At 30.4% G+C, this 24,282-nt stretch carries 31 protein-coding genes, 1 tRNA gene and 1 pseudogene; 11 read left to right on the forward strand and 22 right to left on the reverse strand.

Annotated elements, in window-relative coordinates; all coding sequences use genetic code 11:
* Positions 1–107 precede the first annotated feature (107 nt).
* Complete coding sequence (locus DMR38_RS15820; protein ID WP_243124324.1) at positions 108–947, reverse strand: IS110 family transposase; 840 nt, start codon at positions 945–947, stop codon at positions 108–110.
* Positions 948–1,295: 348 nt separating this feature from the next.
* Here DMR38_RS15820 and DMR38_RS15825 point away from each other — a divergent pair, with 348 nt between their 5' ends.
* Positions 1,296–1,490 carry a hypothetical protein gene (locus DMR38_RS15825; protein WP_243124325.1) on the forward strand — a complete coding sequence of 65 codons (195 nt, stop codon included), beginning with the start codon at positions 1,296–1,298 and terminating at the stop codon, positions 1,488–1,490.
* A 122-nt stretch (positions 1,491–1,612) separates the two neighbouring features.
* Here DMR38_RS15825 and DMR38_RS21945 read toward each other — a convergent pair whose 3' ends face one another.
* The 4 genes from DMR38_RS21945 to DMR38_RS22365 all read right to left on the reverse strand — a co-directional run bounded on the left by DMR38_RS21945 (position 1,613) and on the right by DMR38_RS22365 (position 3,436).
* Positions 1,613–1,765: a hypothetical protein gene (locus DMR38_RS21945; protein WP_175413034.1), complete on the reverse strand. Its 153-nt coding sequence runs from the start codon at positions 1,763–1,765 to the stop codon at positions 1,613–1,615.
* Between the two features lie 283 nt (positions 1,766–2,048).
* Positions 2,049–2,879 (reverse strand): prephenate dehydratase domain-containing protein, encoded by an 831-nt coding sequence (locus DMR38_RS15830; protein WP_127722238.1) that lies wholly within the window; start codon positions 2,877–2,879, stop codon positions 2,049–2,051.
* Between the two features lie 94 nt (positions 2,880–2,973).
* A complete protein-coding gene (locus DMR38_RS22360; RefSeq protein WP_347562553.1) occupies positions 2,974–3,264 on the reverse strand; it encodes a WecB/TagA/CpsF family glycosyltransferase in 291 nt (96 codons plus the stop codon).
* The gene (locus DMR38_RS22365; protein ID WP_243124326.1) at positions 3,209–3,436 is read right to left on the reverse strand and encodes a hypothetical protein; all 228 of its coding nucleotides are present in this window, start codon (positions 3,434–3,436) and stop codon (positions 3,209–3,211) included. The genes DMR38_RS22360 and DMR38_RS22365 overlap by 56 nt, the downstream gene beginning before the upstream one ends.
* A gap of 560 nt (positions 3,437–3,996) precedes the next feature.
* On the opposite strand from DMR38_RS22365, the gene DMR38_RS15840 reads away from it, so the two are divergent.
* Together DMR38_RS15840 and DMR38_RS15845 are read left to right on the forward strand one after the other, a co-directional pair.
* Positions 3,997–4,377, forward strand: coding sequence for a hypothetical protein (locus tag DMR38_RS15840; RefSeq protein WP_127722240.1), 381 nt, complete (start codon positions 3,997–3,999; stop codon positions 4,375–4,377).
* A gap of 11 nt (positions 4,378–4,388) precedes the next feature.
* The gene (locus tag DMR38_RS15845; protein ID WP_127722242.1) at positions 4,389–4,835 is read left to right on the forward strand and encodes a hypothetical protein; all 447 of its coding nucleotides are present in this window, start codon (positions 4,389–4,391) and stop codon (positions 4,833–4,835) included.
* 94 nt (positions 4,836–4,929) lie between these two features.
* On the opposite strand, the gene DMR38_RS15850 is transcribed toward DMR38_RS15845, so the two are convergent.
* Together DMR38_RS15850 and DMR38_RS15855 are read right to left on the reverse strand one after the other, a co-directional pair.
* Positions 4,930–5,340, reverse strand: a complete 411-nt coding sequence (locus tag DMR38_RS15850) for a GNAT family N-acetyltransferase (RefSeq protein ID WP_127722243.1) — start codon at positions 5,338–5,340, stop codon at positions 4,930–4,932.
* Positions 5,341–6,263: 923 nt separating this feature from the next.
* The gene (locus DMR38_RS15855) at positions 6,264–6,623 is read right to left on the reverse strand and encodes a DUF3139 domain-containing protein (protein ID WP_127722245.1); all 360 of its coding nucleotides are present in this window, start codon (positions 6,621–6,623) and stop codon (positions 6,264–6,266) included.
* A 343-nt stretch (positions 6,624–6,966) separates the two neighbouring features.
* On the opposite strand from DMR38_RS15855, the gene DMR38_RS15860 reads away from it, so the two are divergent.
* From DMR38_RS15860 to DMR38_RS15870, 3 genes are all read left to right on the forward strand, one after another.
* Positions 6,967–7,140 carry an aspartyl-phosphate phosphatase Spo0E family protein gene (locus DMR38_RS15860; protein WP_127722246.1) on the forward strand — a complete coding sequence of 58 codons (174 nt, stop codon included), beginning with the start codon at positions 6,967–6,969 and terminating at the stop codon, positions 7,138–7,140.
* A 93-nt stretch (positions 7,141–7,233) separates the two neighbouring features.
* Positions 7,234–7,377: a cyclic lactone autoinducer peptide gene (locus DMR38_RS15865; RefSeq protein ID WP_127722248.1), complete on the forward strand. Its 144-nt coding sequence runs from the start codon at positions 7,234–7,236 to the stop codon at positions 7,375–7,377.
* Between the two features lie 51 nt (positions 7,378–7,428).
* The gene (locus DMR38_RS15870; protein ID WP_127722250.1) at positions 7,429–7,794 is read left to right on the forward strand and encodes a hypothetical protein; all 366 of its coding nucleotides are present in this window, start codon (positions 7,429–7,431) and stop codon (positions 7,792–7,794) included.
* A gap of 300 nt (positions 7,795–8,094) precedes the next feature.
* On the opposite strand, the pseudogene DMR38_RS15875 reads toward DMR38_RS15870, so the two are convergent.
* Positions 8,095–9,161 (reverse strand): annotated as a pseudogene (locus DMR38_RS15875) (IS3 family transposase).
* 108 nt (positions 9,162–9,269) lie between these two features.
* Between DMR38_RS15875 and DMR38_RS15880 the strand changes: the two are divergent.
* Together DMR38_RS15880 and DMR38_RS15885 are read left to right on the forward strand one after the other, a co-directional pair.
* A complete protein-coding gene (locus DMR38_RS15880) occupies positions 9,270–9,461 on the forward strand; it encodes a hypothetical protein (protein WP_127722252.1) in 192 nt (63 codons plus the stop codon).
* Positions 9,462–9,466: 5 nt separating this feature from the next.
* Entirely contained in the window at positions 9,467–9,745 is a 279-nt protein-coding gene (locus DMR38_RS15885) for a tyrosine-type recombinase/integrase (protein ID WP_243124600.1), read from the forward strand.
* A gap of 86 nt (positions 9,746–9,831) precedes the next feature.
* Here the strand turns inward: DMR38_RS15885 and DMR38_RS15890 are convergent.
* Positions 9,832–9,906 (reverse strand) — tRNA-Glu (locus DMR38_RS15890).
* 214 nt (positions 9,907–10,120) lie between these two features.
* Here DMR38_RS15890 and DMR38_RS15895 point away from each other — a divergent pair.
* From DMR38_RS15895 to DMR38_RS15905, 3 genes are all read left to right on the forward strand, one after another.
* Positions 10,121–11,494 carry an ISNCY family transposase gene (locus DMR38_RS15895; protein WP_127720638.1) on the forward strand — a complete coding sequence of 458 codons (1,374 nt, stop codon included), beginning with the start codon at positions 10,121–10,123 and terminating at the stop codon, positions 11,492–11,494.
* 352 nt (positions 11,495–11,846) lie between these two features.
* Positions 11,847–12,509 carry a metal ABC transporter ATP-binding protein gene (locus tag DMR38_RS15900; protein WP_127722255.1) on the forward strand — a complete coding sequence of 221 codons (663 nt, stop codon included), beginning with the start codon at positions 11,847–11,849 and terminating at the stop codon, positions 12,507–12,509.
* Positions 12,510–12,528: 19 nt separating this feature from the next.
* On the forward strand, positions 12,529–13,323 hold the full coding sequence (locus DMR38_RS15905) for a metal ABC transporter permease (RefSeq protein WP_023162132.1): 795 nt from the start codon (positions 12,529–12,531) through the stop codon (positions 13,321–13,323).
* 320 nt (positions 13,324–13,643) lie between these two features.
* On the opposite strand, the gene cobO is transcribed toward DMR38_RS15905, so the two are convergent.
* The 13 genes from cobO to cobT all read right to left on the reverse strand — a co-directional run bounded on the left by cobO (position 13,644) and on the right by cobT (position 24,269).
* Positions 13,644–14,159, reverse strand: a complete 516-nt coding sequence (gene cobO, locus DMR38_RS15910; protein ID WP_127722256.1) for a cob(I)yrinic acid a,c-diamide adenosyltransferase — start codon at positions 14,157–14,159, stop codon at positions 13,644–13,646.
* A gap of 140 nt (positions 14,160–14,299) precedes the next feature.
* Positions 14,300–15,157 (reverse strand): kinase, encoded by an 858-nt coding sequence (locus tag DMR38_RS15915; protein ID WP_127722257.1) that lies wholly within the window; start codon positions 15,155–15,157, stop codon positions 14,300–14,302.
* A gap of 12 nt (positions 15,158–15,169) precedes the next feature.
* Entirely contained in the window at positions 15,170–15,946 is a 777-nt protein-coding gene (locus tag DMR38_RS15920) for a cobalt-precorrin-6A reductase (protein ID WP_127722258.1), read from the reverse strand.
* 12 nt (positions 15,947–15,958) lie between these two features.
* A complete protein-coding gene (locus DMR38_RS15925) occupies positions 15,959–16,783 on the reverse strand; it encodes a sirohydrochlorin cobaltochelatase (RefSeq protein WP_127722259.1) in 825 nt (274 codons plus the stop codon).
* A 34-nt stretch (positions 16,784–16,817) separates the two neighbouring features.
* The gene (gene cobJ / locus DMR38_RS15930; RefSeq protein ID WP_127722260.1) at positions 16,818–17,540 is read right to left on the reverse strand and encodes a precorrin-3B C(17)-methyltransferase; all 723 of its coding nucleotides are present in this window, start codon (positions 17,538–17,540) and stop codon (positions 16,818–16,820) included.
* A gap of 30 nt (positions 17,541–17,570) precedes the next feature.
* Positions 17,571–18,587 carry a cobalt-precorrin 5A hydrolase gene (gene cbiG, locus DMR38_RS15935; protein WP_127722261.1) on the reverse strand — a complete coding sequence of 339 codons (1,017 nt, stop codon included), beginning with the start codon at positions 18,585–18,587 and terminating at the stop codon, positions 17,571–17,573.
* Positions 18,568–19,344, reverse strand: coding sequence for a precorrin-4 C(11)-methyltransferase (gene cobM / locus DMR38_RS15940; protein ID WP_127722262.1), 777 nt, complete (start codon positions 19,342–19,344; stop codon positions 18,568–18,570). Before cobM ends, cbiG begins: the two co-directional genes overlap by 20 nt.
* 12 nt (positions 19,345–19,356) lie before the next feature.
* Entirely contained in the window at positions 19,357–20,043 is a 687-nt protein-coding gene (locus DMR38_RS15945; RefSeq protein WP_127722263.1) for a cobalt-factor II C(20)-methyltransferase, read from the reverse strand.
* A gap of 158 nt (positions 20,044–20,201) precedes the next feature.
* A complete protein-coding gene (cbiT, locus tag DMR38_RS15950; RefSeq protein WP_127722264.1) occupies positions 20,202–20,768 on the reverse strand; it encodes a precorrin-6Y C5,15-methyltransferase (decarboxylating) subunit CbiT in 567 nt (188 codons plus the stop codon).
* Positions 20,769–20,785: 17 nt separating this feature from the next.
* Complete coding sequence (gene cbiE, locus DMR38_RS15955) at positions 20,786–21,403, reverse strand: precorrin-6y C5,15-methyltransferase (decarboxylating) subunit CbiE (protein WP_127722265.1); 618 nt, start codon at positions 21,401–21,403, stop codon at positions 20,786–20,788.
* Between the two features lie 22 nt (positions 21,404–21,425).
* Positions 21,426–22,508, reverse strand: a complete 1,083-nt coding sequence (gene cbiD, locus DMR38_RS15960) for a cobalt-precorrin-5B (C(1))-methyltransferase CbiD (RefSeq protein WP_127722266.1) — start codon at positions 22,506–22,508, stop codon at positions 21,426–21,428.
* Positions 22,509–22,533: 25 nt separating this feature from the next.
* Complete coding sequence (locus tag DMR38_RS15965) at positions 22,534–23,154, reverse strand: precorrin-8X methylmutase (protein ID WP_127722267.1); 621 nt, start codon at positions 23,152–23,154, stop codon at positions 22,534–22,536.
* A gap of 38 nt (positions 23,155–23,192) precedes the next feature.
* Positions 23,193–24,269 carry a nicotinate-nucleotide--dimethylbenzimidazole phosphoribosyltransferase gene (cobT, locus tag DMR38_RS15970; RefSeq protein ID WP_127722268.1) on the reverse strand — a complete coding sequence of 359 codons (1,077 nt, stop codon included), beginning with the start codon at positions 24,267–24,269 and terminating at the stop codon, positions 23,193–23,195.
* Between the last annotated feature and the right edge of the window lie 13 nt (positions 24,270–24,282).

Raw genomic sequence — 24,282 nt, forward strand, 5'->3', positions numbered from 1 at the left:
TAGTTAATAGGGGTATAATCCTTGTTATCTCTCATAACAGCAAAAACAATACGTGTCAATTTATTGGCTGTAGCTCCTATAGCAACTAAGTGATGTTTACCCTCACTTCACTTTTTATTATAATATTCATTAAGAGGACTATCGTGTAAGACACACGTTGAAGCAGATAAAAATAAGGCACGTCTAAGATACGGTGATCCTCTTTTGGATATTTTATTTTTATTAGATAGAAATTGTCCTGATTGCTTAACGGTTGGATCAATTCCAGGAATAGTTGTTAGATGGCAGTCAAATTGACTATAATAAAACTCAATTTCTGAATCTAGAAATTTCATTTGTTTTTCAAGGAATAGTACTTGACTAATAAGTTGTTTTATTTGAAACTTAAAAGCTTTTTTAGCTATCTTAATGCCAAAAGTATTTTTAGCTGCATTTTGAATCTCCTCAGCCTTATTAAAACCAAGTTTTCCCTTACTTTTTGTTTTCAATAGTTCAGTTAAATCATTTATATCCAATTCTAATATTCCTTCTGGAGTTTGGCATTTTTCGAGAACAGCTTTAGAACTTGCACCCCAAATATCAGAAAATAATTTATCATATTCAGGAAAAATTTGGTCAAGTACTGTAATTATTCTGCATTTAAGTTCAGAAATTTCAGTAGTTAAAGAAAGTTTATATCTGCAAAGTTGTCTTAGAGCAAGAAGTTTATCATCACAAAGTTTTGTATTAGTAAATTTACCAAATCTAATAACTTCGGCAATTATAAAAGAATCTTTGGTATCGTTTTTAGTTTTACGAATATACAAATTTCTAAAACTATCAGATTGAATATAATTAATAACGTTTATCTCATATCCCTTTGTTAGCAAAAATAAATATAATGAGAGCCAATAATGCCCCGTAGCTTCATGATTATTTTTACCAATATCAACACCAACAATATACATAAAAAGTCACCTTCATTTAAAAGATTATTTAGATAGAATCCTCTCATCTATGCAAGTTACAGCCTAATTCGATATACGAAAAATTGTAAAAATACAATTGACATCTAGCTCATACGCAACATCTCGCAAAGAAGAGGCAGCAGTCTCTGCTCCGAGGTCAAAAATCCTCATGGGGGTGGGCGTAAACCTATATCTATACGAGAATATTGTCTTAAAAGATGAGTTATTAAACAATAGTTATATAAATGAGCTTTAGAACTATAAAGATGTTATATAGATTAAAGTTTTAGGCAGGAAAACTATTATTTAATGTTTACATGTTTATCATACTAGGGGGTGACGAAATGAATGCCTATGTTATTATTGTTTCCATGGTATTGCATAACAACAACAGGTATAGTACTAGGAACAACAGTAATTTTTGCTATACTTGCATACTTAAAAGAGAAAGCTATACTTAAACACAAGAATAACTTTAAAGATAATAATAATGAATTTTCTATTACTATTGATGATGATAGAAATAATCATTCAAAAAATTAAAATGCACCCATCCCATTGAGTGCACTTTGATTAACTAAAAACAATCTGATTTAAAAAACCGTAATCTGTTTATCCCATTTATCTTCTATCTCTATATCTAAATATCTAAAAACAGAACTATGTCACTTTCTAAACCTTTTATAGCATTTAGAAAGTGTTGAAGTGCCATCTTCTAATTTTCCAATTTGTTTTTTATATGATGTTATAGATTTTCCAATACCATCAACTGAATTGCTATACATATGAGTTATTTGTAGGTTCCCACCATCTTTCAAATTGAATTTATCACCTATTTTATATTTTGGTGATAGATTAACAGTATTGATATTCGTATTTTTATTTAATATACTATTATTAGTGGGAGGAATCAGCCTGTATCCGTTTCGAGCGTTTATTGTCGGGGGAGTACTTTTAGTACTAACATTGGCAGTTACAGAAGGTTTCTTCTACATTGTTTTACTAGACACTGTATATCTAAATTTATTGATTAATTCACATTAAAAGAAATTTACGAATTATAGAATTATTCTATTATACTAAAAGTATTATAATTGAACGCTAAACTAATGGGAAAGAACCTAAAATTTTAACTATATTATTCTTACTAATTACTTCAATTGCCTCACTTATGTTTTTGTCTATAGCATAATGACCTTCTAAATCAATAAAAAAGTAGTACTTACCAAGTGCTTTTTTAGTTGGGCGTGATATTATTGAAGTTAAATTAATATTCCTTGAAGAAAACTCATTTAAAATTTTTGATAGCACTCCCGGTTTATTATTTATAGCATCCATAATAACTATTGAAGTTTTATACTGTTTATTTACATCATAGCTTTCAGGATTTTTTGAAAGTATAATAAATCTTGTTTCATTATCCTGCGAATCAGTTATATTTTCTATAATAAAAGAAAATTTATTTTCGTTATTCAATATGTATTGAGGAATTATTGCTGATTCTCCAGTAATACCCTCTTTCAATTTTTCAAACGATTCCCCATTACTTTCAGTAGTTATAACTTTAATACTGTTAAATTGTTCTAAAAAATTATAACATTGACCCTGAGTTTTAAATTGGGCATATACCTTTTCAATATCTGAAATCTTTAAAGCATTTGCTGCAAATGAAAACTGAATCGGGATAACAAGTTCGTGTATTATCTGTAAATCTGTTTGTGCAAGTAAATCAAGTACAAGTTGTACATATCCATCAAGAGTATTTTCGATGGGTATAATTCCTAATTTGCATTCTTCACCAATTGTATTGAAAACTTTTGTTATAGTTGGATAGAATGTTATTTCTAAATTTTTATTAGTTTTTTGAATATATTTCTTTGTTGCAAGTTCACTAAAAGTACCTACTGGACCAAGTGTGGCTATCTTATTCATTTATTTCCCTCCACAAAAGCATTAGTTATAAAAATAAATTTATATTAATACGCATTTTTTTACTATTACGTTTTATAAGAAAGTTATGTATTACTTAGATTGTATTCTTATGAAATGCTTCAATAAAAACTCTATATGCGAAAATTTTTAGTTTTTTTTGCCTTTCCTTTCTTGAAGGTTGAGTTGTTCTTCTATATAACCATTCCAAATTTAACTTTTTTAAAATTTCTGGTGTACGCTTCACTTTTCCAGTGATTACATCAAGACTTCCTCCTACACCAAAAACAACTTTAGTATTAATATGATTTTTATGTCTATAAATCCATTTATCAGCAAGTGGTGACCCTAATGCAACTATAAGAATATCGGGGTTTGAAATCCTGATATTTTTTTAATTCTGGGTCTTCTTGAATCTGCACTGCAATTTCTGGATTTACAGTAATTGGGTGAAATGTCTCATTGCTACCTTCTGATATTTTAGTATCAATTAATTCAACTGTTTCATTTAGATTTAGTTTTGAAAAATCTATCCCTAAAATATTTACATAATTTCCCATGTCATGTCTTCTTTCATTAAAATTAAATTCAGCATAATTGCAATTAATATTGAATGCAATAAAATCTTACGTCATAAAGTACAACTGTGAATTTCTTTTTAATCCATTGTCTTTATATACATAACATCATGAAATACAAATTTATACCTAAAATATATTATATCATAGGGATTGGACACGCAGTATATGCATATAGAATGAAATTACGGCAGATAAGCTATATAATGGCCAGAGATCATAAATGGATCTATATTTAATCATAGCCCCATTTATGATCTATATTTATTTTGTATAATAAGAATTATTTGTATAAAAAAATACATAAAATAATTTACATACTTAACGTCTATACCTTTTGTTATTTTTCATTTCTATTTTAATAAATCATTAATATTCTTCATATTCATGCATTATTGGTATTCTTATATATTTATATTGTAGACATATGGCAATAAGTTGAAATTACTAATTGTATCTCATAATATGGTTTTTTATTCAATATGTCCTATAAATTCACCTAATTTACATACGATATATAAATTGTAAAATAAAATTAAAACTTGGGGAGGTTTTATAATGAAAAATTTATTAAAAACTTAGCATTTGTACTTTCTATTACAAGTATTCTAGTTACAGGCTTTGCTTTTGGAAATAAAGTACAAGCTTCCCCTGGAAAAGCTGTATCATCATTCTATATAACTGCTTATTCTGATGCTAATGCTAAACCTGTATTCTACGTCGATGAGAAAGATGCTGACAAAGTTAATTATTCTGATGGAAGTACTGTATCTTGGAAAACCTATATAGCTGTTTCAACTTTAAGTAAAGAAATGCATACAATTGAAGTTTTTTGTGAAGGTGATTTATGTGGAGGTTCAAATGATTGTAGAATGGGCAGCTATAATAAACTTTCTGACAAAATTACCATTAATGTAGAATAGGAGAATTATACATGAAAATCAATTCAAAAAATATCTATACTAAAAATTCTAATTATATTTCTAATACAAACACAACTAATAACATATCAACTTTTAAATCAAGCATGGATGAAGCTAAAAACAAATTATCTGGTTCAGATATACTAAGAAATGCCCCTGACAGTGTAGTTAAATCTTGGGACAATGTTGTAAATAGCCTTTCTAAAGAAGACAGGCTTGATGCAGGAATAGCTATGTTTAAACTTAACGAACTTAATATGGCTAATCCTAATTTCAATTCAAAAAGTGTAAACTCTTTTAGCTATGGTAACTTTAATAACTTATTAAACTCGTTAGTAAATGAAATGAAAAGGCAATCTAATTTACTTTGCGTAGATGAAAAAACTAGAATTGCTAATAGTAAAGAGCTTTATATTTTGAATAAATTTAAGCAGGAACTAGCTAAGTATAATTTATAAATGTTCTAAAAAGTTGTGAATAACACTAAAAATCTAAAGTTATTCACAACTTTTTCTTTATAAATTGTGAATATTCCGTCACAACGGTATTTAATTAAGGTCTATTAAACATAAATTTATAAAAATCTTCTTCTTTAAATCCGCATTTCAAATATAATCTTTCAGCATATTTTGTCCAAAGAACTTTACTTGTATCTTTTATACTTGGATAGTTGTTTATAAATTCAATTAGTTTTTTTCCTAAGCCATTACCCCTATATTTTTCATCAATAATTACATCTAATATTAGACTGTAGACAGCATAATCACTTATAACTCTTGCAAACCCAATTTGTATATCATTGTGATAAATTGCAAAACAAAGTGAAGTTTCAATTGTTTTAGCAATGACTTCAGCAGGTCGATTTTTAGCCCAATGAGATTGCCTTAACAGGCTGCAAACCTCACCTAATTTAATCCGAGTAGCATCGTCTGTAAATATGTATTCACCTTCAATTATTTCCATTATAAAAACCCATCTAAAGCGTGATTAAAATAGTTTTATTGCTCATTTTATCTTGTGATTGTAACTCAATAAATTACAACTGTGAATTTCTCTTTAATCCATCGTCTTTATATAAATAACAGCATGAACTATAAATTATGTCTAAAATATATTATATCATAGGGCTTGGACATGTAGTATATGTATAAGAATGGAATTGTGGCAGATGAGTTATATAATGGTCAAGGATCATAAAAGGAGCCATGTTTGGTATAGCTCCATTTTTTATATTTTGCTCATATAATAAGAATTATTTGTACTAAATTAAATGAAATAGGTCTATGCATAAAATTGTAATACCCATTATTAAAAGATGTAACCACTCTATATTTATAAGTCCAAATAGCTTTATATTCTTTTGCTTATCATACCTAATTAATCTATCCAATACGCATATAAAACCGATAACTACTATTATATTTCACCAATAAACATACTTTAGAGCCACTTTATTTGCAGTAGAAAATGAAAATCCTAAAACAATATAAATAATGATGCTTCTTAGTATAAAATCTAAATTCTTACCCATGAAATTCCTCCATGACTATCATTAGACCAGGGATTTAATCCTATTTTCTTAGTAACTTTACCCAATATCTACATCCCCTTCATATCAATAATATTTTCATAACTGTTAGTACTCAAAAATTTACAACTGTGAATTCCTCTTTAACTCATTGTCTTTATATAAATAACAGCATGAGCTGTAAAATTTATACCTAAAATATATTATATTATAGGGTGGACATGCAGTATATGTATATAAAACGGGATGCTAATATTGTGGCAGAGAAGTTTTATAATGATCAGGAATCATAAATGGATCTATGTTGGGTAATAGCCCCATTTTTTATATTTATTTCGTACAATAAGAAGATTTTGAACTATTTATCATATAGATATTTTAGGCTTTCATCTTCAGCATGTTTATAAACTCTTCCATCAAAAGGCATACCTGATATACCAGTTTGATGTATATTTTTATAATCATACCAATATGTTGCCTTTGGTTCATCAGTAAAAATTACACTTAGACTATACTCACCAGAGCCTAATATTTTACCCATGTAAGTATGCTCTACTTTTATATGTTTAATATCTTTAGTAGTATAGCCTTTAGTAGTTATTAAATACTTCTCAGCTTTTGAATGAATATCTATTTTATTGCTAGTAACTATAATAATTTGAATGAGACAAAGGAATGTTAGTATTATAAGAATAGTGACTTTAATCTTTTTTTTCATGCTCTTACTCCTATTTAAATTGCATTTATTTACAACTGTAAATTTCTCTTTAATCCATTGCTTTATATAAATAACATCACGAACTATAAATTATGTCTAAAATATATTATATCATAGAGATAAATATGCAGTATATGTGTATAGAATGGAATTGTGGCAGAAAAGTTATATAATGGCCAGAGATCATAAATAGAACTATATTTAATTATAGCTCCATTTTTATATATTTAACTTAAAATAGATGTATTTTAAAAATAAAAATTGGTTTGTGTAATTTTTATTTTTATAGTATAATATCTAAGTTGTTGAAAATTAGTAACAAATTAGTAAGGATGTATAATTAATGAACACATTGTTAGAAAAAGTAAGAAATAGGCTGTATGCTATGTTAGATTCAGGTGAATTTACTGATGAAGAAATATTATCTGTAAGCCAAGAACTGGACAAGCTAATTCTCTCTTATTATAAACCTAATCTATTAAACTTTTCTGAAAACCACAAAAAAAACAAAACTTAATTTTTAAATTTTATTTTTTTGAAAAATATAGAAGTATAATCTAATATTTTGTAGAACTTATAAATTTAAACATTTATAGGAGGTATAAGAAAAATGAAAAATTTAAAAGAGAGTCTCTTAAAGAAAAGCATGAAAGTTGTAGGTTACTTATCTTTGTTTTTAGCTGGAATAGTTATAGTTACAACCTGTTTTATGGGCTTTCATCAGCCAAAATGCCCCGATGAACTCCTTAAATAGTAATTAGTTTTTACAAATGTTGTAAAAACTAATTATAGGTGGGATATTTATATGAATAATGTTATACAAGAAATATTAATAGATATTATAAAAGCATTTCTCCTTTTAAGTATTTTTGAACCATTACATAATAAAAAAAAATTTATAATTCATAACAAAATTAAAACAGAACTATTTTGCATATTGTTTGTCTTTATAACTTATTTAAGTACATTTTACATTTCAAAGATTTATCATACACTTTTTCTTTTAATTTTTTATATTTTATTACTTGCTTATATTACAAAAATAAAGATTTTTGATTCTACGGTTATAGTTTGCTTATTTGCTACAATAACTTTAACTACGGAAACTTTTATTGAAATTATTGAAATGATTATATTTAATGCAAATTTAAATCAAATTTTTTTTAAATAACACATATTCATTGATTGCTACAGTAATTTTTATTTTACTTCAAATATTTATTGTAACAATGATTTTTAAGTTTAATTCATACTTTATTAAACTTAGATTGTTTGAAAAAGAAGGCGCTATTTTTGCTAACTTAATATTTGAACTAGGTGCGTTTACTTTATTTGTATTTTGTATCAACTATGGTATATTAAGTATAATGAACTTTTCTCGAAAAAGTGGTCACTCGAGAGTTAAGTATTCTCCTAATATTGCATATTTACTATCCTATCTAATTTAACAAAATTTTCTATATAAAATTAATTATGATATCATTAAAATTCTAAATTCTTTTCTAAATTGAGATGGTACATTATAACCAATTACCTGATTCCTTCTCTGGTTGTTATAATATATTTCTATGTACCAGAATATATCTCGCCTTGCCTCTTCGCGTGTCCTATATTCCTTCTGGTAAAGCAATTCACATTTTATAGTACTGAAAAATGTTTCAGCACATGCATTATCATAACAGTTACCCTTTCGGCTCATACTGCATATTATTTTGTTCGATTTCAAAAATTCCTGATATTCACTGCTACAGTACTGTATTCCTCTATCTGAGTGATGTATTAATCCTTGACTCAGGTCTGTACCTTCTTATAGCATTTTTAAGTGCAGTTATACACAATGATGTCTTATGTTATCAGCTGCCCAAACAGAATTTGGACTCTCAACTTTGAAATTTTGATTCAAGATATTTTCTGCTACTGGAAGTTTATGATCAGAGTATGTAGTTGCTTTATATTTTCTTTTCCTTGTGAAATAAAGCTTATTTTCTTTTTGTATCCTGTAAAGTCTCTGTCTGCTGCAATGTGGAAACTCTTCTCTTACATCATAGAGAAGTTTATCAAGTCCGCAAATTCCATGATTTTTAAAATAACTGGCCTGTGCCATCTTAAGTATTTTTTCATTTTCAGCTTTTATTTTGCTTTTTGATGGCTTATTACATAAATAATATCCACTGCGTGATACCTTGAATAACTGGCACATCTTTGCAACCGAATGAACGTCACGTTGGCTTTTTATAAAGCTATAAATTACCTTCGGCTGTCCTTGGCAAAGATGGCTGCAGCTTTTTTTAATATATCAACTGATTCCTCCAGATCATCTATCCTTTTCTGTTTTTCTCTAAGTTGTCGTTCAAGTTCGTCTATCCTGGGCTTTTCTGGATCTTCTCTTCTTTTTCTATTATTTATCCAGTTTCTTAAAGTCTGATTATTTATTCCTAAATCCTTTGATACACTGATTATAGACCTTCCTTCTTCTAATACAAGTCTTACAGCATCAGTTCTAAATTCTGCATTATGCCTTCTACCATTACATGACATTTCTTATCTCCTCCATATGATTATTATATCTAACTCATATGTGTTCATCAATTCGAGTACAGGTCAGACATTGACTATAAGTTAAAAGGAATTCATATTAGAAGAACTGTGGCAACTACTACAATTTTTGATGATAACAATAAAAGAAGTAAACAAACTATAATCCAAGAACCTAAAAGCAAAAACTCTAAAAGAACAATTCCACTCCCAGCATCATTAGTAGAAATAATCAAAGCTTCAATTAAAATTAAAAAATCAGAAAAACTAAAAACTGGTGTAGCTACTGCAAAGACAACTTAGACTACATATTTCTAAGTGAACAAGGTAACTTAATTAATGCTGGAAATTTGGACAAGACATGGGCAAAATTTTTAAGATTCTTAAATATTCCTCACAAAAAATTTCATGCTTTAAGGCATACATATGCTACTAAGCAATTTGAAAACAATATACCTTTAAAAACTATTTCTATGCTCTTAGGTCACAGCAGTATTGAAATAACTTCCAATATTTATACTCATGTTTTAAAAAGAGAAAAAGAGAAATCAGCAGACATTTTAGCTGATATTAAAACTATGGTGTAAAAATGGTGTAAAATTTTAAAAAAGCACACCTTAAATAAAAAAATAAGAATGGCTTAACCATTGTAGTTAAGCCATTCTTTCAACTTTGGTAGTCCCTAGGAGAATCGAACTCCTGATTTCACCGTGAGAGGGTGACGTCTTAACCGCTTGACCAAGGGACCATATTTAATTTTCGCAACCAACATTTAATATTATATATTCTGCTGAACAATTAGTCAACACTTTTTTCATTTTTTATTCAATATTTTATGATTGAATTGTGATAATGTCTTAGTATACCGCATTTGATTATGTCCCAAATAAATAAGTTTATAGTATAATAAAACCTCATGACTAAGAAGTGAGGTGGACAAAATCAGAAAGGTAGTTTTAACAATGAATGAGAATGCAAAATATAACATAATCAAGAAATTAGTAGAGAGCAATGGTAACAAGCAAAGAGCTGCTGTACAGATTAACTGTACTGTTAGGCACATTAACAGAATGATTAAAGGGTATAAAGAGCAGGGAAAAGCCTTTTTTATACATGGAAATCGTGGTAAAAAACCTGTCCATGCTTTAGATAATTCTACAAAACAGACTATTGTTGACTTATATCGAACAAAATATGAAGGCACCAATTTAACTCATTTTTCAGAACTCTTAAAAGAATTTGAAGGAATCAAAGTTTCATCAAACACTATACGTTCCATCCTTTTGCAGGAATTCATCCTGTCTCCTAAGGCAAAACGTTCTTCTAAGAAGGCTCTATACACTAAACTTAAAGATATGCAAAAATCTACAAAGTCAAAAAAGCAGGCTAGTGTTATTCAAAGTTCTATTCTTGCTATCGAAGATGCTCATCCTAGGCGTCCGAGATGTGCCTACTTTGGAGAAATGCTTCAGATGGATGCTTCTCTTCATCCTTGGTTTGGTGGAGAAAAAAGTCAGCTTCATATAGCTGTAGATGATGCCACAGGTGCTATTGTAGGTGCTTATTTCGATGTTCAAGAAACGCTAAATGGATATTACCATGTACTTGAGCAAATATTGAAAACCTATGGTATTCCTTATATGTTTTACACCGATAGGCGTACAGTTTTTGAGTATAAACAAAAGAAATCCCCTTCTATCGAAGAGGACACTTTTACCCAATTCGGTTATGCCTGCAAGCAGTTAGGAATTGAGATTAAAACCAGCAGCATTCCACAAGCCAAGGGGCGTGTGGAACGAATGTTTCAAACACTGCAATCACGACTTCCTATCGAATTGCGTTTAGCTGGTATAAGCACGATTGAGCAGGCAAATGAATTTTTAAATTCCTACATAAAAAAATTCAATGCTCGATTTGCTTTACCTGTTGATAATATCAAATCTGTATTCGAAACGCAACCTGATATTGAGAAAATCAATTTAATTCTTGGTGTACTTGCTAGTAGGAAAGTAGACAATGGGAGTTGTGTAAAATACAATAAAGGATATTATCTTCCAGTAGATGCTAATGGTCACCCAGTATATTACCATAAAGGTACCTGCGGTATAGTAATAAAGGCATTTAACAATGATCTATATTTTTGTGCAAACGAAAAAGTTTATGCACTTGAATTGCTTCCGGATCATGTTCCTTCATCAAAAAATTTTGATCTTGCGAAGACCTCAAAAACTCCAAAGAAACACTATATACCGCCGATGAGTCACCCATGGAAGCAGGCTTCATTTGAACATTATTGCAATAAGCAGGCTCATAGACAAAAAGAAAACATAGCTTAAAGAACTAAAAAGCCCTTTTACTTAAAAAACTTTAAGTTGATGGATGTGTTTGCTATACCTAAAAATAATGTTATAAGCGTAACAAAGCACCAGCTATTGCTGGTGCTAATAATTAAAACTTTTTGGGACATTTTCAAAATTAGTTGACACACTTTTTTCATTTTTTATTCAATATTTTTTCTAAAAGCTTTACTGTAGATAGCCTTCATTTGAAATGCACAACTAAAAACATTAAAAATTAATTAATGTTTTTAGTTGCAACTAGTTCGCAACTAGTTATATAATAGTATATGTTGGTCTTATATGTACTGCACCTATCGTGTACATCTTATATAAATGGAGGAAATTATTAATGATAGAAATTAAAGATCTGACATTTTCCTACACAGGTAAATGTCCTTATTTAATAAATAAAATAAACTTAACTATTGAAGACGGAAACTATGTTTCAATTTTAGGTGAAAACGGCAGCGCTAAAACCACCCTTGTAAAATTGATTTTAGGACTGTTAAGTCCTTTAAGCGGCAGTATACACATAGCAGCTGAAAGAATTGGATATGTACCTCAAATAGTAGATAATTTTAATTCTGAATTTCCAATTACAGTTTCAGAGCTAATGAGATGTCATAGTAAAGTTTTAAAAATTAAAAATAAAAAATCTGCAAATATATGTCTTGGTTCTGTTGGAATGAGTGATTTTAAAAATAAACTGATAGGAAATCTTTCTGGAGGCCAGCGTCAAAAAATATTCATAGCAAGAGCTCTCATTGGCTACCCTAAACTCCTAATATTTGATGAACCTTCTACTGGAATAGACGTTCCAAGTCAAAAAGAAATATACAGTATAATAAAACACTTAAATAGACACCAATCCATAACGGTATTAGCTGTAGAACACAACTTAAAAGCTGCTCTAGAAAATTCCACTCACATTTGTACCATGAAGGGTGGCAATTTAAAAATGTATACTGTTGAAGAATATAAACAAGTACATAATCTATCTGATTTTAATTAAATTTTACTGGAGGAAAATCATGTTACAATACGGTTTTATGCAAAATGCAATTATTGCAGGTATATTTATATCTATACTTTGTCCTGCTGTAGGCATATTTTTAGTCTTAAAAAGATATTCTATGATTGGAGATACCCTATCTCATTCATCCCTTGCCGGAGTTGCAATAGGTTTAGTTTTTGGATTCAATCCAATACTAACTGCTTTTATATTTACTTCCATTGCAGGACTCGTAATAGAGTTTTTACGAGATTATTATAAGAAATACGCTGAATTAATACTTGTTATAGTCCTTACATTATCCGTTGGTATTGCCATTGTACTTATAAGTACTGGAAAAGCCAATGCAGATGTAAACTCCTTTCTTTTTGGAAGTATACTTACTGTATCTGAAAATGACATTTACACAGTAGTTATATTGAGCATAATTTCTGTTATAACTTTAACTCTTTTACATAACGAATTATTGTATATAACTTTTGATGAAAACGGAGCAAAAGTGTGCAAAATAAAAGTAAAGCTTATAAATTACATATTTGCCCTTTTAGTAGGTGCTACAATCTCTGTTTCTATACGAATTCTTGGCATTCTTGTAATTTCATCCATGATAGCTATGCCCGTAGCTGCAGCCCTTCAACTTCACAAAGGATTTAAAATTACATTTTTATTTTCAATAATATTTGGATTTCTAGATATTATGATTGGATTATTCTTGTCCTATTATATAAACAGTGCCCCTGGTGGTACTATAGCAATTACTTCAGTTGTATTGCTTTTAGTGGTTATTATAGGTAAAAAGTTATTCAATAAATAGCTTTCAAATTAATAACTAGTAATTAAAAATGAATAGTGAATATTATTTTTCTCCACTATGTTATCAAAAATCTTAAATTTAAAGAGTGCTATTGAAGCTTTGATTCAACAGCACTCTTTAGCACTTTATTTTAGATTTTCTATAGTGTTAACGGAAGAAAATCATCCATAACTATTAATTCTTAACTTTTAATTTTAAATTACTAAAAATCAACTTATACATAAAATGTAATGACAAAATTGAAATCAGGTTTTTAAATTGATGAATTTTTTCATTATATAATTTAGTAAAATCACATATCAAGCCAAAAACTTTATAGATTAATTTTCTATTCCTTTTCTTGCTGGAACACCTTCAGTATAATAATGTTTTATTTCCTTCATTTCTGTAACTAAATCTGCTCTTTCTATTATTCTCTTATCTGCATATCTTCCAGTTAGTATTATTTCAGTTTTTTCCTGCTTTTTATCTAAAATTTTCAAAACTTCATCTACTGTAAATAGCTCATAAAATATAGCTATATTTATTTCGTCCAATACTACTACATCATAGTCTCCCTTTGTAACTATTTCTTCAACTTTTTTAAGTCCAGTTTTAGCTACTTCTACATCAGCTTTACTTGGTTTACCGCATATAAAACAATTTCTTCCAAACTGTTCTAATGTAAAATTAGGTAAATATTCTTTTGCCTTTAACTCGCTGTATTCCATGCCTTTAACAAACTGTCCAAAGAATACTTTTTTACCAGCACATACAGCTCTAAGAGATAATCCCAGTGCAGCTGTAGTCTTACCTTTGCCGTTTCCAGTATAAACTTGAATATACCCTTTATCCATAACAAGATAACCCTCTTCCTTATAATAAGTTATTTTCTTTCAAATGCCTAAATTCTTTCTCTTACTTTAAGTTTATTATTATGCATATATTATGTCAATAATTATTGTAAAAAGAATTTTTACCATCATATAAAATTATACTAAATACACTCCACTGGCAGTGAAATTTCACTTAAAGCCTTTACTCCGTATAGTCTTATATTTTTTAAATTTAATCCTTTTAATAACTTTTCTTCAAATTTAAACTTTTCTGCATCATCATATATTATTCCTAAAACATTTCCACTATGTGCTCCTATTATTCCAAGACCTGAAGTTTTTTCTTTTATATCCATCACCAAGTTTAAAAAATCATAATAAAGCCTTTTCTGATTTTTCACTATACTTTCAGTTGATACATAGGCTAGCTTATGTAAATCTTTTTCTTTCACTCCTTCTTTAAGTATCGGAAGTAAGTCTTTAACATCACATAAATTAGGTAAATTTTTATTGTTAAATTCAACGGTATCTACTGTTTTATCTCCTTCAAAAGCAAGTATATTATAAGATAAATAATCTCCTATGGTAACTTTATAATTACCACTTTTATAATCAAATAAAGTCATCTTACTAAATACTATACTATCTGTAGGTTCGATATCTATACAGTTTTTCACAAGTTCTGCCTCATTGAATTTTTTATTAAACATATTAATAAGACAATAATAAACTCCACAAAGATCTGCCGTACTACTGGCAAGCCCCTTTCCATATGGAATCTCGGAGTTTATTTCTATATCTATACTATCAAAATACTTTTCATATCCCCAGGATTTAAGAATATTGTACAAAAAACTAGAAGACTTTTTTAGGTACCTTTTCCTTATGGGATTATTACATTCTATAAGCTTGACTTTAGTATAAATATTTACGGGACAAGACAATAAAAGATCTCTATTTTCTATTTTTCCCTGAAGTATCTCTCCAAAACTTCCAGGATAAATTGTTGAAGTCTCCATAAAATACACCCTTTACAAATTTTTTATTGTCTTTATATATTTCACAAGTTCATTTACATTGTAAAAAACATTAATATTATTATAATTCATTTTTTTTCTTCCAATTATAAAAGCATATATTCCACAATCTAGACAAGCCCTTATTTTTTCATAAGTTCCGCCTTCTCTTCCGCTGTCTTTAAGCAGCATGGCTTCAGCTTCATAGTCTTTTATAAAGGCACAATTTAATTCATAGCTAACAGGTCCCTTTATTGCAATTATATCCCCTAGGTCTATTTTTCTGTCATTACATTCATTTATAACTTTAACAGAAGGTAAAACTCTATAAATTATTCTATTTTTGAGGTTTAAGCCCAACACCTTGTCTAAACTCTTACTACCTGTAGTATTTAATATAGTTCCCTTTATCTCTTTAAGCTTCAATTTAAGCTCATTATAATCCTCTACTTCTACAACTTTAGCCTCATTTTTAAATTCTTCTATACAAGAAGGTCTTTCATATCTTATATACTGTATATTTAACTCATTACATGCCTTAATTACATTTTTAGTAACTTCTACTGCATAAGGATGTGAGGCATCCACTAGTACTTTTACATCTTTTCCCCTTAATTCACTTATAAGCTCATGGAGAGCGAGTGGTTTGTTGTTCATATAAGCATATTTATATTCTTTAAGAAGCTCTCCACCATATTCCGTAGCTGTAGACACAAATATATCAGAAGTAAATTCATTTAGCAAAGAAAGTATTTTTCTACCTTCAGAAGTTCCAAGAATTAATCCTATCATATGAAAATCTCCTTACATTCTAACTTTCATCTTTTCATCCATAAGAGGATTGCCGTCTATACAATCTCTAATGTGCTGCACATATATCTTCTGAAAAGCCTTGTTTTCTCCAAGTCCATGAAGATATGTATTTATCTCAAATCCTTTAGATTTAAGTATTTGCTTCCATGAATCCTTGTCTTTCCCTGCCATGTCATTTGTGGCATGATCTCCTGCTACTAACATAAAAGGCATTAATGTTACTTTCTCAATATTATTTTTTTTCAGCTTAGGTATTACATTATCAATTTCAGGATATCCCTCTACAGTAGCTACAAAAGTATTTCTTATTTTCAAATCATCTAATACATATTGAAAAAGAGCATAGCTAGAATTACTATGATGTGAAGAACCATGTCCCATTAACACTACGGCTTCATTTTGGCTAAGAGGTGGAAGCTGCTTTTCTAATGCCCTAGCGGCTATTACATAATCGCTTTGCCTATAAAGTACAGGACGCCCTAGAACTAGTTTACCAAAAGAGCCTTGATATTCATTTATACAGCGAACTACCTTGTCATATTCATCTCCCGGCATTATATGTAGGGGCTGAACATAAACTTCTCTAAAGCCTTCATTCCTCATTTTATCCAGGGCTTCGGGCACTGTATCTATATAAATTCCATTTTGACTCTTTAATTTTTTGATTATTACTCCAGAGGTAAAAGCTCTTCTAACTGCATATTCCTTAAATTCATTTCTAATTTCATCTTCCGTGTCTTCAATACAGTTTTTAAGTGTTCCCAATATACTTGTGCCAAAACTTACCACAAGTATTCCTCTTTTTGCTTTTCTCAAATTTTATCACCTCTTTTAAGAATAGTTTTTAATTCTACTCTGGAATTTTGTAACCACGCGGGGTTATAAATATACCATCTTTTATATAGCTGTTACTGTTTCCTATTATAACTACAGACATCATGTCAACTACGCTGTCATCAAAAGAATCAAGTGTAAAAAGCTTATGCTCCTGACCTTCTCTAAGTGCATTTTTAACTACAGCTACAGGAGTATTTCCTTTCCTGTATTTTTTCACAATATCAATACATTCTTTTAAATAATGAGGTCTACCCTTACTTTTAGGATTATAAAGTGATATTACAAAATCTCCAGAAGCTGCAAGTTCAATTCTCTTTTTTATAAGCTCATAAGGAGTCATAAGGTCACTTAAACTTATGTTACAGTTATCATGCATAAGAGGTGCTCCAACTATGGAAGCTGCTGCAGATGAAGCTGTAAGTCCTGGAATTACTTCTACGTCTTCATCTTTTCTCATTTCCAAGATGAGCCCTGCCATACCATATATTCCTGGGTCACCTGTACTCACTATGGAAACTATGTGGTCTTTTGAAAGGTCAAGTGCTTTTTTACATCTCTCCACTTCAGCTCTCATACCTGTTGAAATTACCTCTTTATTTTTAATTAGGTCTTTTATCATCTCTATATACTTAGTATATCCTACAATCATTTCACTATTTTCTATTACCTTTACAGCACGTAAAGTCATATTTTCATATCCACCTGGTCCAATTCCTACTACATAAAGTTTACCCATTTTATACACATCCTTTATTTAATGCACAATTCACAATTTACAATGCACAATTTTTTTATGTACTTCACCTATACACAAGGTCATTCCATTTGCCTTTATTTTATCCGTAATTAAAGATGCTCCCGTAAGTTCTGTGCAAGACTCACACACTGCCCTTACGCCTATGGTTTTTTCAACAAAATCACTGCCTTTATAGTTGTGATGTACTTTCTTTATATCTTCTATAGAATATATTTTTAAATCACATTTGAAATATTCTGTAAGTTTTAATATGGCCTCTTCCTTTGCCTTAATTTCCACAGTAGAAATACACCTTACAGCCCTTTCATCTATATTGTAATCTAAAAGCAGCTTTTTAACTGTTTCTATCATCTGCTGAGAATCAAAATTTTTCCTGCAGCCAACTCCCAGCACAATATTTTTTCTTATAAGTTTTAGTGTTTTTATATTTTTAAGATTTTCCTCACCAAAGGCTTTACACTTATTTGTAACATACAAAAGCCCTTGTATATTATCTAAATTACTGATGTAACCTTTAGGAGCATCCAACAATTTATCCTCATCTATAAATCCTACTTTTCTGCCTTCCACCAAAAGAGAAGCTATATATTTAGCATCCTTTAAATCATTTATAATGAGTCCATTTTCTTTTGCAAAAACATCCGGTGCTTTTACCCCAATATTATCTGTAGCTGTAGTTATTACAGGAACAGCTTTAAGGATACTTGCCAATTTACATGTAAGCTCATTTGCACCACCTAAATGGCCACTTAAAAGACTAATTACGAATTTACAGGAACTGTCTATGACAACTACTGCAGGATCTTTATCTTTTGATTTTATAAAACTTGCTATGGCTCTCACAGCTATACCTGTAGAACTTATAAAAACAACTGCCTTGTAATTTGACATGGCATTTTCCGCTGCATCTTTAAGTTTAAAATCTTCCATATTGTTTTTAGAATAAAGATCTATAGGAAAATACTTTTTTATCCTATCACTTATTTTATCTCCTGCAGTTGTAACGCTAATTACCGCTATTTTCATTTTTTGCCTTTCTGAACATATGGGTAAAATTTTCATCATACAAAAGGCTCTTATCGTATTTGCAATTGATAAAATCTCCTACAAGTATCTGCGCTGTCTTTGTTATATTTTCCTTCTTTACTTTTTCTACAATATCATCCAAAGTTCCTATAACACACTTTTCATCTTCCCAGGTAGCTTTTTGAATAACTGCTATAGGTACATTTCTACCATAGCCTTTCTTTAATTTTTCCACTACCTTGTCTATCATGCTCACAGACAAAAACAGTGCCATAGAAGCTCCTACAGAAGCCAATCTTTGCAAATTTTCTTTCTCTGGTACGGGAGTTCTTCCCTCTACTCTTGTTAGAATTATAGTTTGACTTATACTTGGCAGGGTAAATTCTCTATTTATAGCAGCTGCTGCAGCCGTAAAAGAACTTACTCCTGGAACGACTTCATAATCTATTCCAAGCTTGTCTAGTTCATCCATCTGCTCTCTTATAGCTCCATATATGGTTGGATCTCCTGTATGCAATCTAACTATTTTCTTTCCTTCTCCATGATACTTTTTTATAACATCGATAACTTCATTTAAGGTCATGGAAGCAGAATTATATATTTTTACTCCAACTCTACAGTATTCCAAATGATCTTTGCTTACGAGTGAACCTGCATATATAACCACATCTGCAACTTTTAGTATATCTCTTCCCTTAACTGTTATTAAATCAGCATTTCCTGGTCCTGCTCCTATAAAGTAAACTTTATTTGCCATGTTCTTCCTCCTTTAATCTCTTTGGGCTATTATAAGAGACATATAATCTCTGCTTTTTAGTATATCTTCTCTATTTTTAAGTATTTCTTGTCCTTCTCTATAAGCTCTCTTTACACATACGTACTTGAATCCTTTTTCTTCTAATACATTTAACACATTTTCTTCTTTTCTATACACTTTCATTATTACTACAAACTTCTCATCTGTTATCTTATCTACCTGAGACGCAGGAAGAATCAAAACCCTTTCATCGCCTATAACAATGCTCTGTCCTGCCAGACTTGCAGCCGCACAAAAAGATGTTATTCCCGGCACAGTTTCTGTTTTATACCCTTTGTTTTTAATATGCTCCAAAAGGTATATATAGGTGCTGTATACAAAAGGGTCACCTATAGTCAAAAATGCAACATTTTTACCTTCATTTAATCTTTCCTCTATAGTCTTAAAAGCTTCAAATATCTTTCCTTCCTGCTCTTTTCCGCCCATTGGAAAGTGTTTTATTATAACTTCTTTACTTTCATCTATAAAATTTTTAGCTGTATCAAAAGCTATGCTTCTATCTCCATCTTTTGCTGAAGGTGCAACTATTACCTCGCATTTCTTTATTACATTTACAGCTTTTAGCGTAAGTAATTCTTCATCTCCAGGTCCAACTCCTATACCATAGAGAGTACCCATCTTTAATGTATCCTTTTCCATAAGTTTTCACATCCTCACTGCATAATATAAAGTTTAAAGTCCAAATATCAAAGTTCAAATAATGATGACTTCCCTCGTACCTCATCAAATCTATAATTTTAATGTTTTCTGACGTTAGGAGGAAAATCATCATTATCTGTTATTTGTTCTTTAACAAATTATAAATTACAAATTGCACTTACTATAAATATACTGTTATTAGAAGTCATCATATAACTATTTGCCCTGGTCTTGTTTATTGATACTTGTATACATTCTACTTCACATTTCATACCTTTTAGGGTATCAAGGGCTTTATACAAATTATTTAAAGTTATAAAATTAAGTACCATCTTTCCATGTTCTTTTAGCTTTGCAGCATATCTTTTTATTATTTCCTCTATATTTCCTCCGCTGCCGCCTATAAATACAGCATCAAAATAAGGTTCTATGCTTTCCTCCACCTCAAGTGCTTCTCCTTTTACAACTGTTAAATTGTTTACATTGAATTTCTCAATATTTTTTTCAATTACAGAAAGTGCTTCTTCATTTTTTTCAATAGCAACTACTTGTCCCTTAGAACATATCTTAGCCATCTGTACACTTACAGAACCTGTTCCAGCACCTACATCCAGCACTCTAAAATCTGGCTCAATTCCAAGTTTTGCAATGCTAAGTATTCTAATTTCCTCTTTTGTCATGGGACAGTTTCCTCTTATAAATTCATCATCTTTTATATATCTCATAAAAATTTCTCCCACTTTTATAGAGTTTTATTTTCAATTACAACTACACAAAGACCTCCAAAGTCTTTATTTTTTAGCTCTGCAGCACTTCCCGAAGTGATTTTCTCATCTTCGTAAGAAAGATTTTCTCCTACATGCACTACTGCATCTACGGCATTTTCTTCTAGAATGCTGCACAGATAATCTGGCGAATGCTTTTTATCCGTAAACCATATAGAAATATGATTTTCCTTTACTATGCCTAAAAAATCTTCCTCTCTACCGTGGAGACTTCCTAAAAAAGCTCCCTGCCAGCTAAGTTTTACTTTTGCCATCATATATTGAAAAGAGCTTATACCTGGAATAACTTCTATGTCACCGTCATAATTCTTTTTTAAATACTCTGTTATACCATAGTAAAGTGGATCTCCAGAAGCTGTAACAGATACGCTTTCATATTTTCCAGATTGCAAAATATCAAGTATATCCTTTAATTTTTTTACCTTTATCTTATTACCTTCTATAAAATCCAAACTATCTACTGCTCTTTCAAAACCCAATATAGCCTGCGACTGTTTCATTACAGCTGCAGCCTTTGGAAGTATGTAATCTTTATTTCCAGGTCCTATGCCTACTATAAAAACCTTTGTATTCATAACCACACCTACTATTAAAATTTTACTTAGAAAGACTGCTGTAGAGCACTCCTCTTTTCATTGAATACATTATAACATCTGCTTCGATTGAATTATAGGTGTACTGTTCTATTCTATTTTTTACCTTAGTACCTATATTTTCATAAAGCTTATCATATCCATCTCCTAGAAGTTCCACAGCTCCTTCTGTAGTTTTTTCATTATACACTTTTTTTACAAGTTGCAAGTTTTCTCCCATTAAAGCAAGTTCCAGTGCCATGGTCTCAAGTCTTACATCTGACACCCTGCTGTGGGTGTTAAAACATCCTGAAGCAATTTTACTCATCTTACCTATATGTCCAACTACAATCACTTTCTTTATATTTTTGTTCATGCAGCATCCCAGTGCAAAGCCAACATAATTAGACATTATAACCATCTCGTTTTTATCCAGCTTCAAATTAGCTGCCATATTTTCTCCCATGTTTCCAAAGAGAAGTATAAGCTCTTCGCATCCTTTTGCTACTTTTTGATTTATCTCAAGTTCCACAGACTGTGTAAGTGCTTCCTCAGACATTGGCATTACAATTCCACTTGTTCCAAGTATAGAAATTCCTCCTACTATATTGAGCCTTGGGTTAAATGTCTTCTTCGCTATATTTTCACCTTCAGGTACAAATATAGTTATTTCTACACCTGAGTTTTCAGGAAGTACTTCTTTTACTTCTTTTTCAATCATCTTTCTAGGTACAGGGTTTATAGCAGCTTCACCTTTTTTCACATATAGTCCTTCACCTTTAACTATTCCAACTCCTATGCCGCCTTTTAATCTATAACCCTTAGACATTTTCTTTGCTCTTGCCCATATCTCTATGCCATTTGTTATGTCTATGTCGTCTCCACCATCTTTTAAAACACAGCACTCTACAAAATCTTTTCCATGCTTTACTTTTTCAATAGGTATCACAAGTTCAATACCCTTTGGGGTATCTATTTTCACTTCTTTTAAGTCAGTTTTAAAATACAGCATAGTGGACGCAGCCTTTGCAGCTGCTGCCGCACAAGAACCTGTAGTATATCCACATCTAAGTCTTTTTCCATCACAATTTACATACATGTCAAGCACAATATCACCACCTAAAAGTGCTAAATTATCTAGTTATCATATACATAAGTGCATTTACTATAGCAGCTGCTATGTTACTGCCGCCTTTTCTTCCCCTTATAGTTATCATAGGTACATCAAGTTTTTCTATTTCCTCTTTAGAATCTGCAGCTCCTACAAATCCTACTGGTGCTCCTACTATAAATTTAGGCTTTGCCTTTCCGGCTAAAATAAGCTCCTTTAATTTATAAAGTGCTGTAGGGGCATTTCCAAATACAAAAAACTCCACTCCTTCTTCTACAGCTTTTTCTACAGCTGCCATAGAACGAGTTATTTCTTTTTTCTTAGCAATGTCTGCTATTTCACTTCTACTTACAAAACATTCTACTTTGCAGTTCAGCTTTGCAAGTACTTTTTTATTTATTCCTGCTGCAGCCATATTTGTATCTGTATATATGGTAACACCTTTTTTTAAAAGTTTCAGGGCATTGTCTACAGCTCCTTCTCTTATATAAAGTATATCTTTATATTGAAAATCTCCTGTAGTATGTATTACTCTCTTTACTATAGAAAGTTCTCTTTCGGGAAAATTACATTCTCCCATTTCTTCTCCTATTATTTCAAAACTTCTTTTCTCTATTCCCATAGGTGATTTTATATAATCCATAATAATCTATTCTCCATTTCCTTATATGAAGTTAAAAACTACTTTTCTCTTATATCTATAAATTTTTCTGAATTTTTTACATCAGCTTCTTCAAAAGTTGCCATATTATCCATAGTATAAAGTGCAGCCTCTATTACTGAAAACTCTAAAGGACATCCTGAACCTTCTCCAAGTCTCATATCTAAATTTAGCATAGGCTTTAATCCCAGTTCCCTCATCACATAACTTATAGCTGGTTCTGCAGAAAGATGGGAAGGAAATAAATAATCTCCTACCTTTTCGTTTAATTTAAAAGCACATAAGGCAGCTGCCGAAGATATAAATCCGTCAATTACAATAGGCACTCTATTTTTAGCTGCTCCTAAAAAACATCCGCACATTCCTGCTATATCAAATCCACCTACTTTTGACAATACATCAATAATGTCTTTTGAATCTGGTTTATTTACATCAATAGCAGTTTGTACAGCTTTCTTTTTACTTTTAAGTTGTTCATCTGTTATTCCAGAACCTTTTCCAACTGTAAGGTCTACTGGTAAACCTGTAATTGCACTTAAAATTGCAGAACTAGTGGCAGTATTACCTACACCCATTTCACCTGTTCCAAAAAGGTCATATCCTTTTTTTACAAGATCATCTACTGACTCTATACCTGCTTCAATGGCCTTTATACATTCTTCTCTAGTCATGGCCGGTCCTTTAGCCATGTTTTTTGTACCGTAGGCCACTTTTTTATTTATTATTTTAGGATCGTCAAAGTCATAATCTACTCCTACATCCACCACAGTTATATCCGACTTTACAAAGTCCGAAAGTACACAAACTCCTGTTACTCCTCTTGCAAAATTTTTAGTAACTGTTACTGTAAGATCCTTTGGACAGTTACTTACACCTTCTTCTATTACTCCATTGTCAGAACACATAATAACTATATTTTTTTTATTTATTCTATTGTGTATTTTTCCTGTAATTCCTGCCATCTTGGCAGCTATTTCTTCAAGTTTTCCAAGGCTTCCTATAGGTTTTGTCAATTTATCTATTCTTTCCCATGCCTTTTTTACAGCCTTTTCATCTTTTCCCTCTATGCACTTTAAAGTTTCCTCAAATAAACCCATAATACATGCCCTC

The organism is Clostridium sp. AWRP, from assembly GCF_004006395.2.
Lineage (GTDB): Bacteria > Bacillota > Clostridia > Clostridiales > Clostridiaceae > Clostridium_B.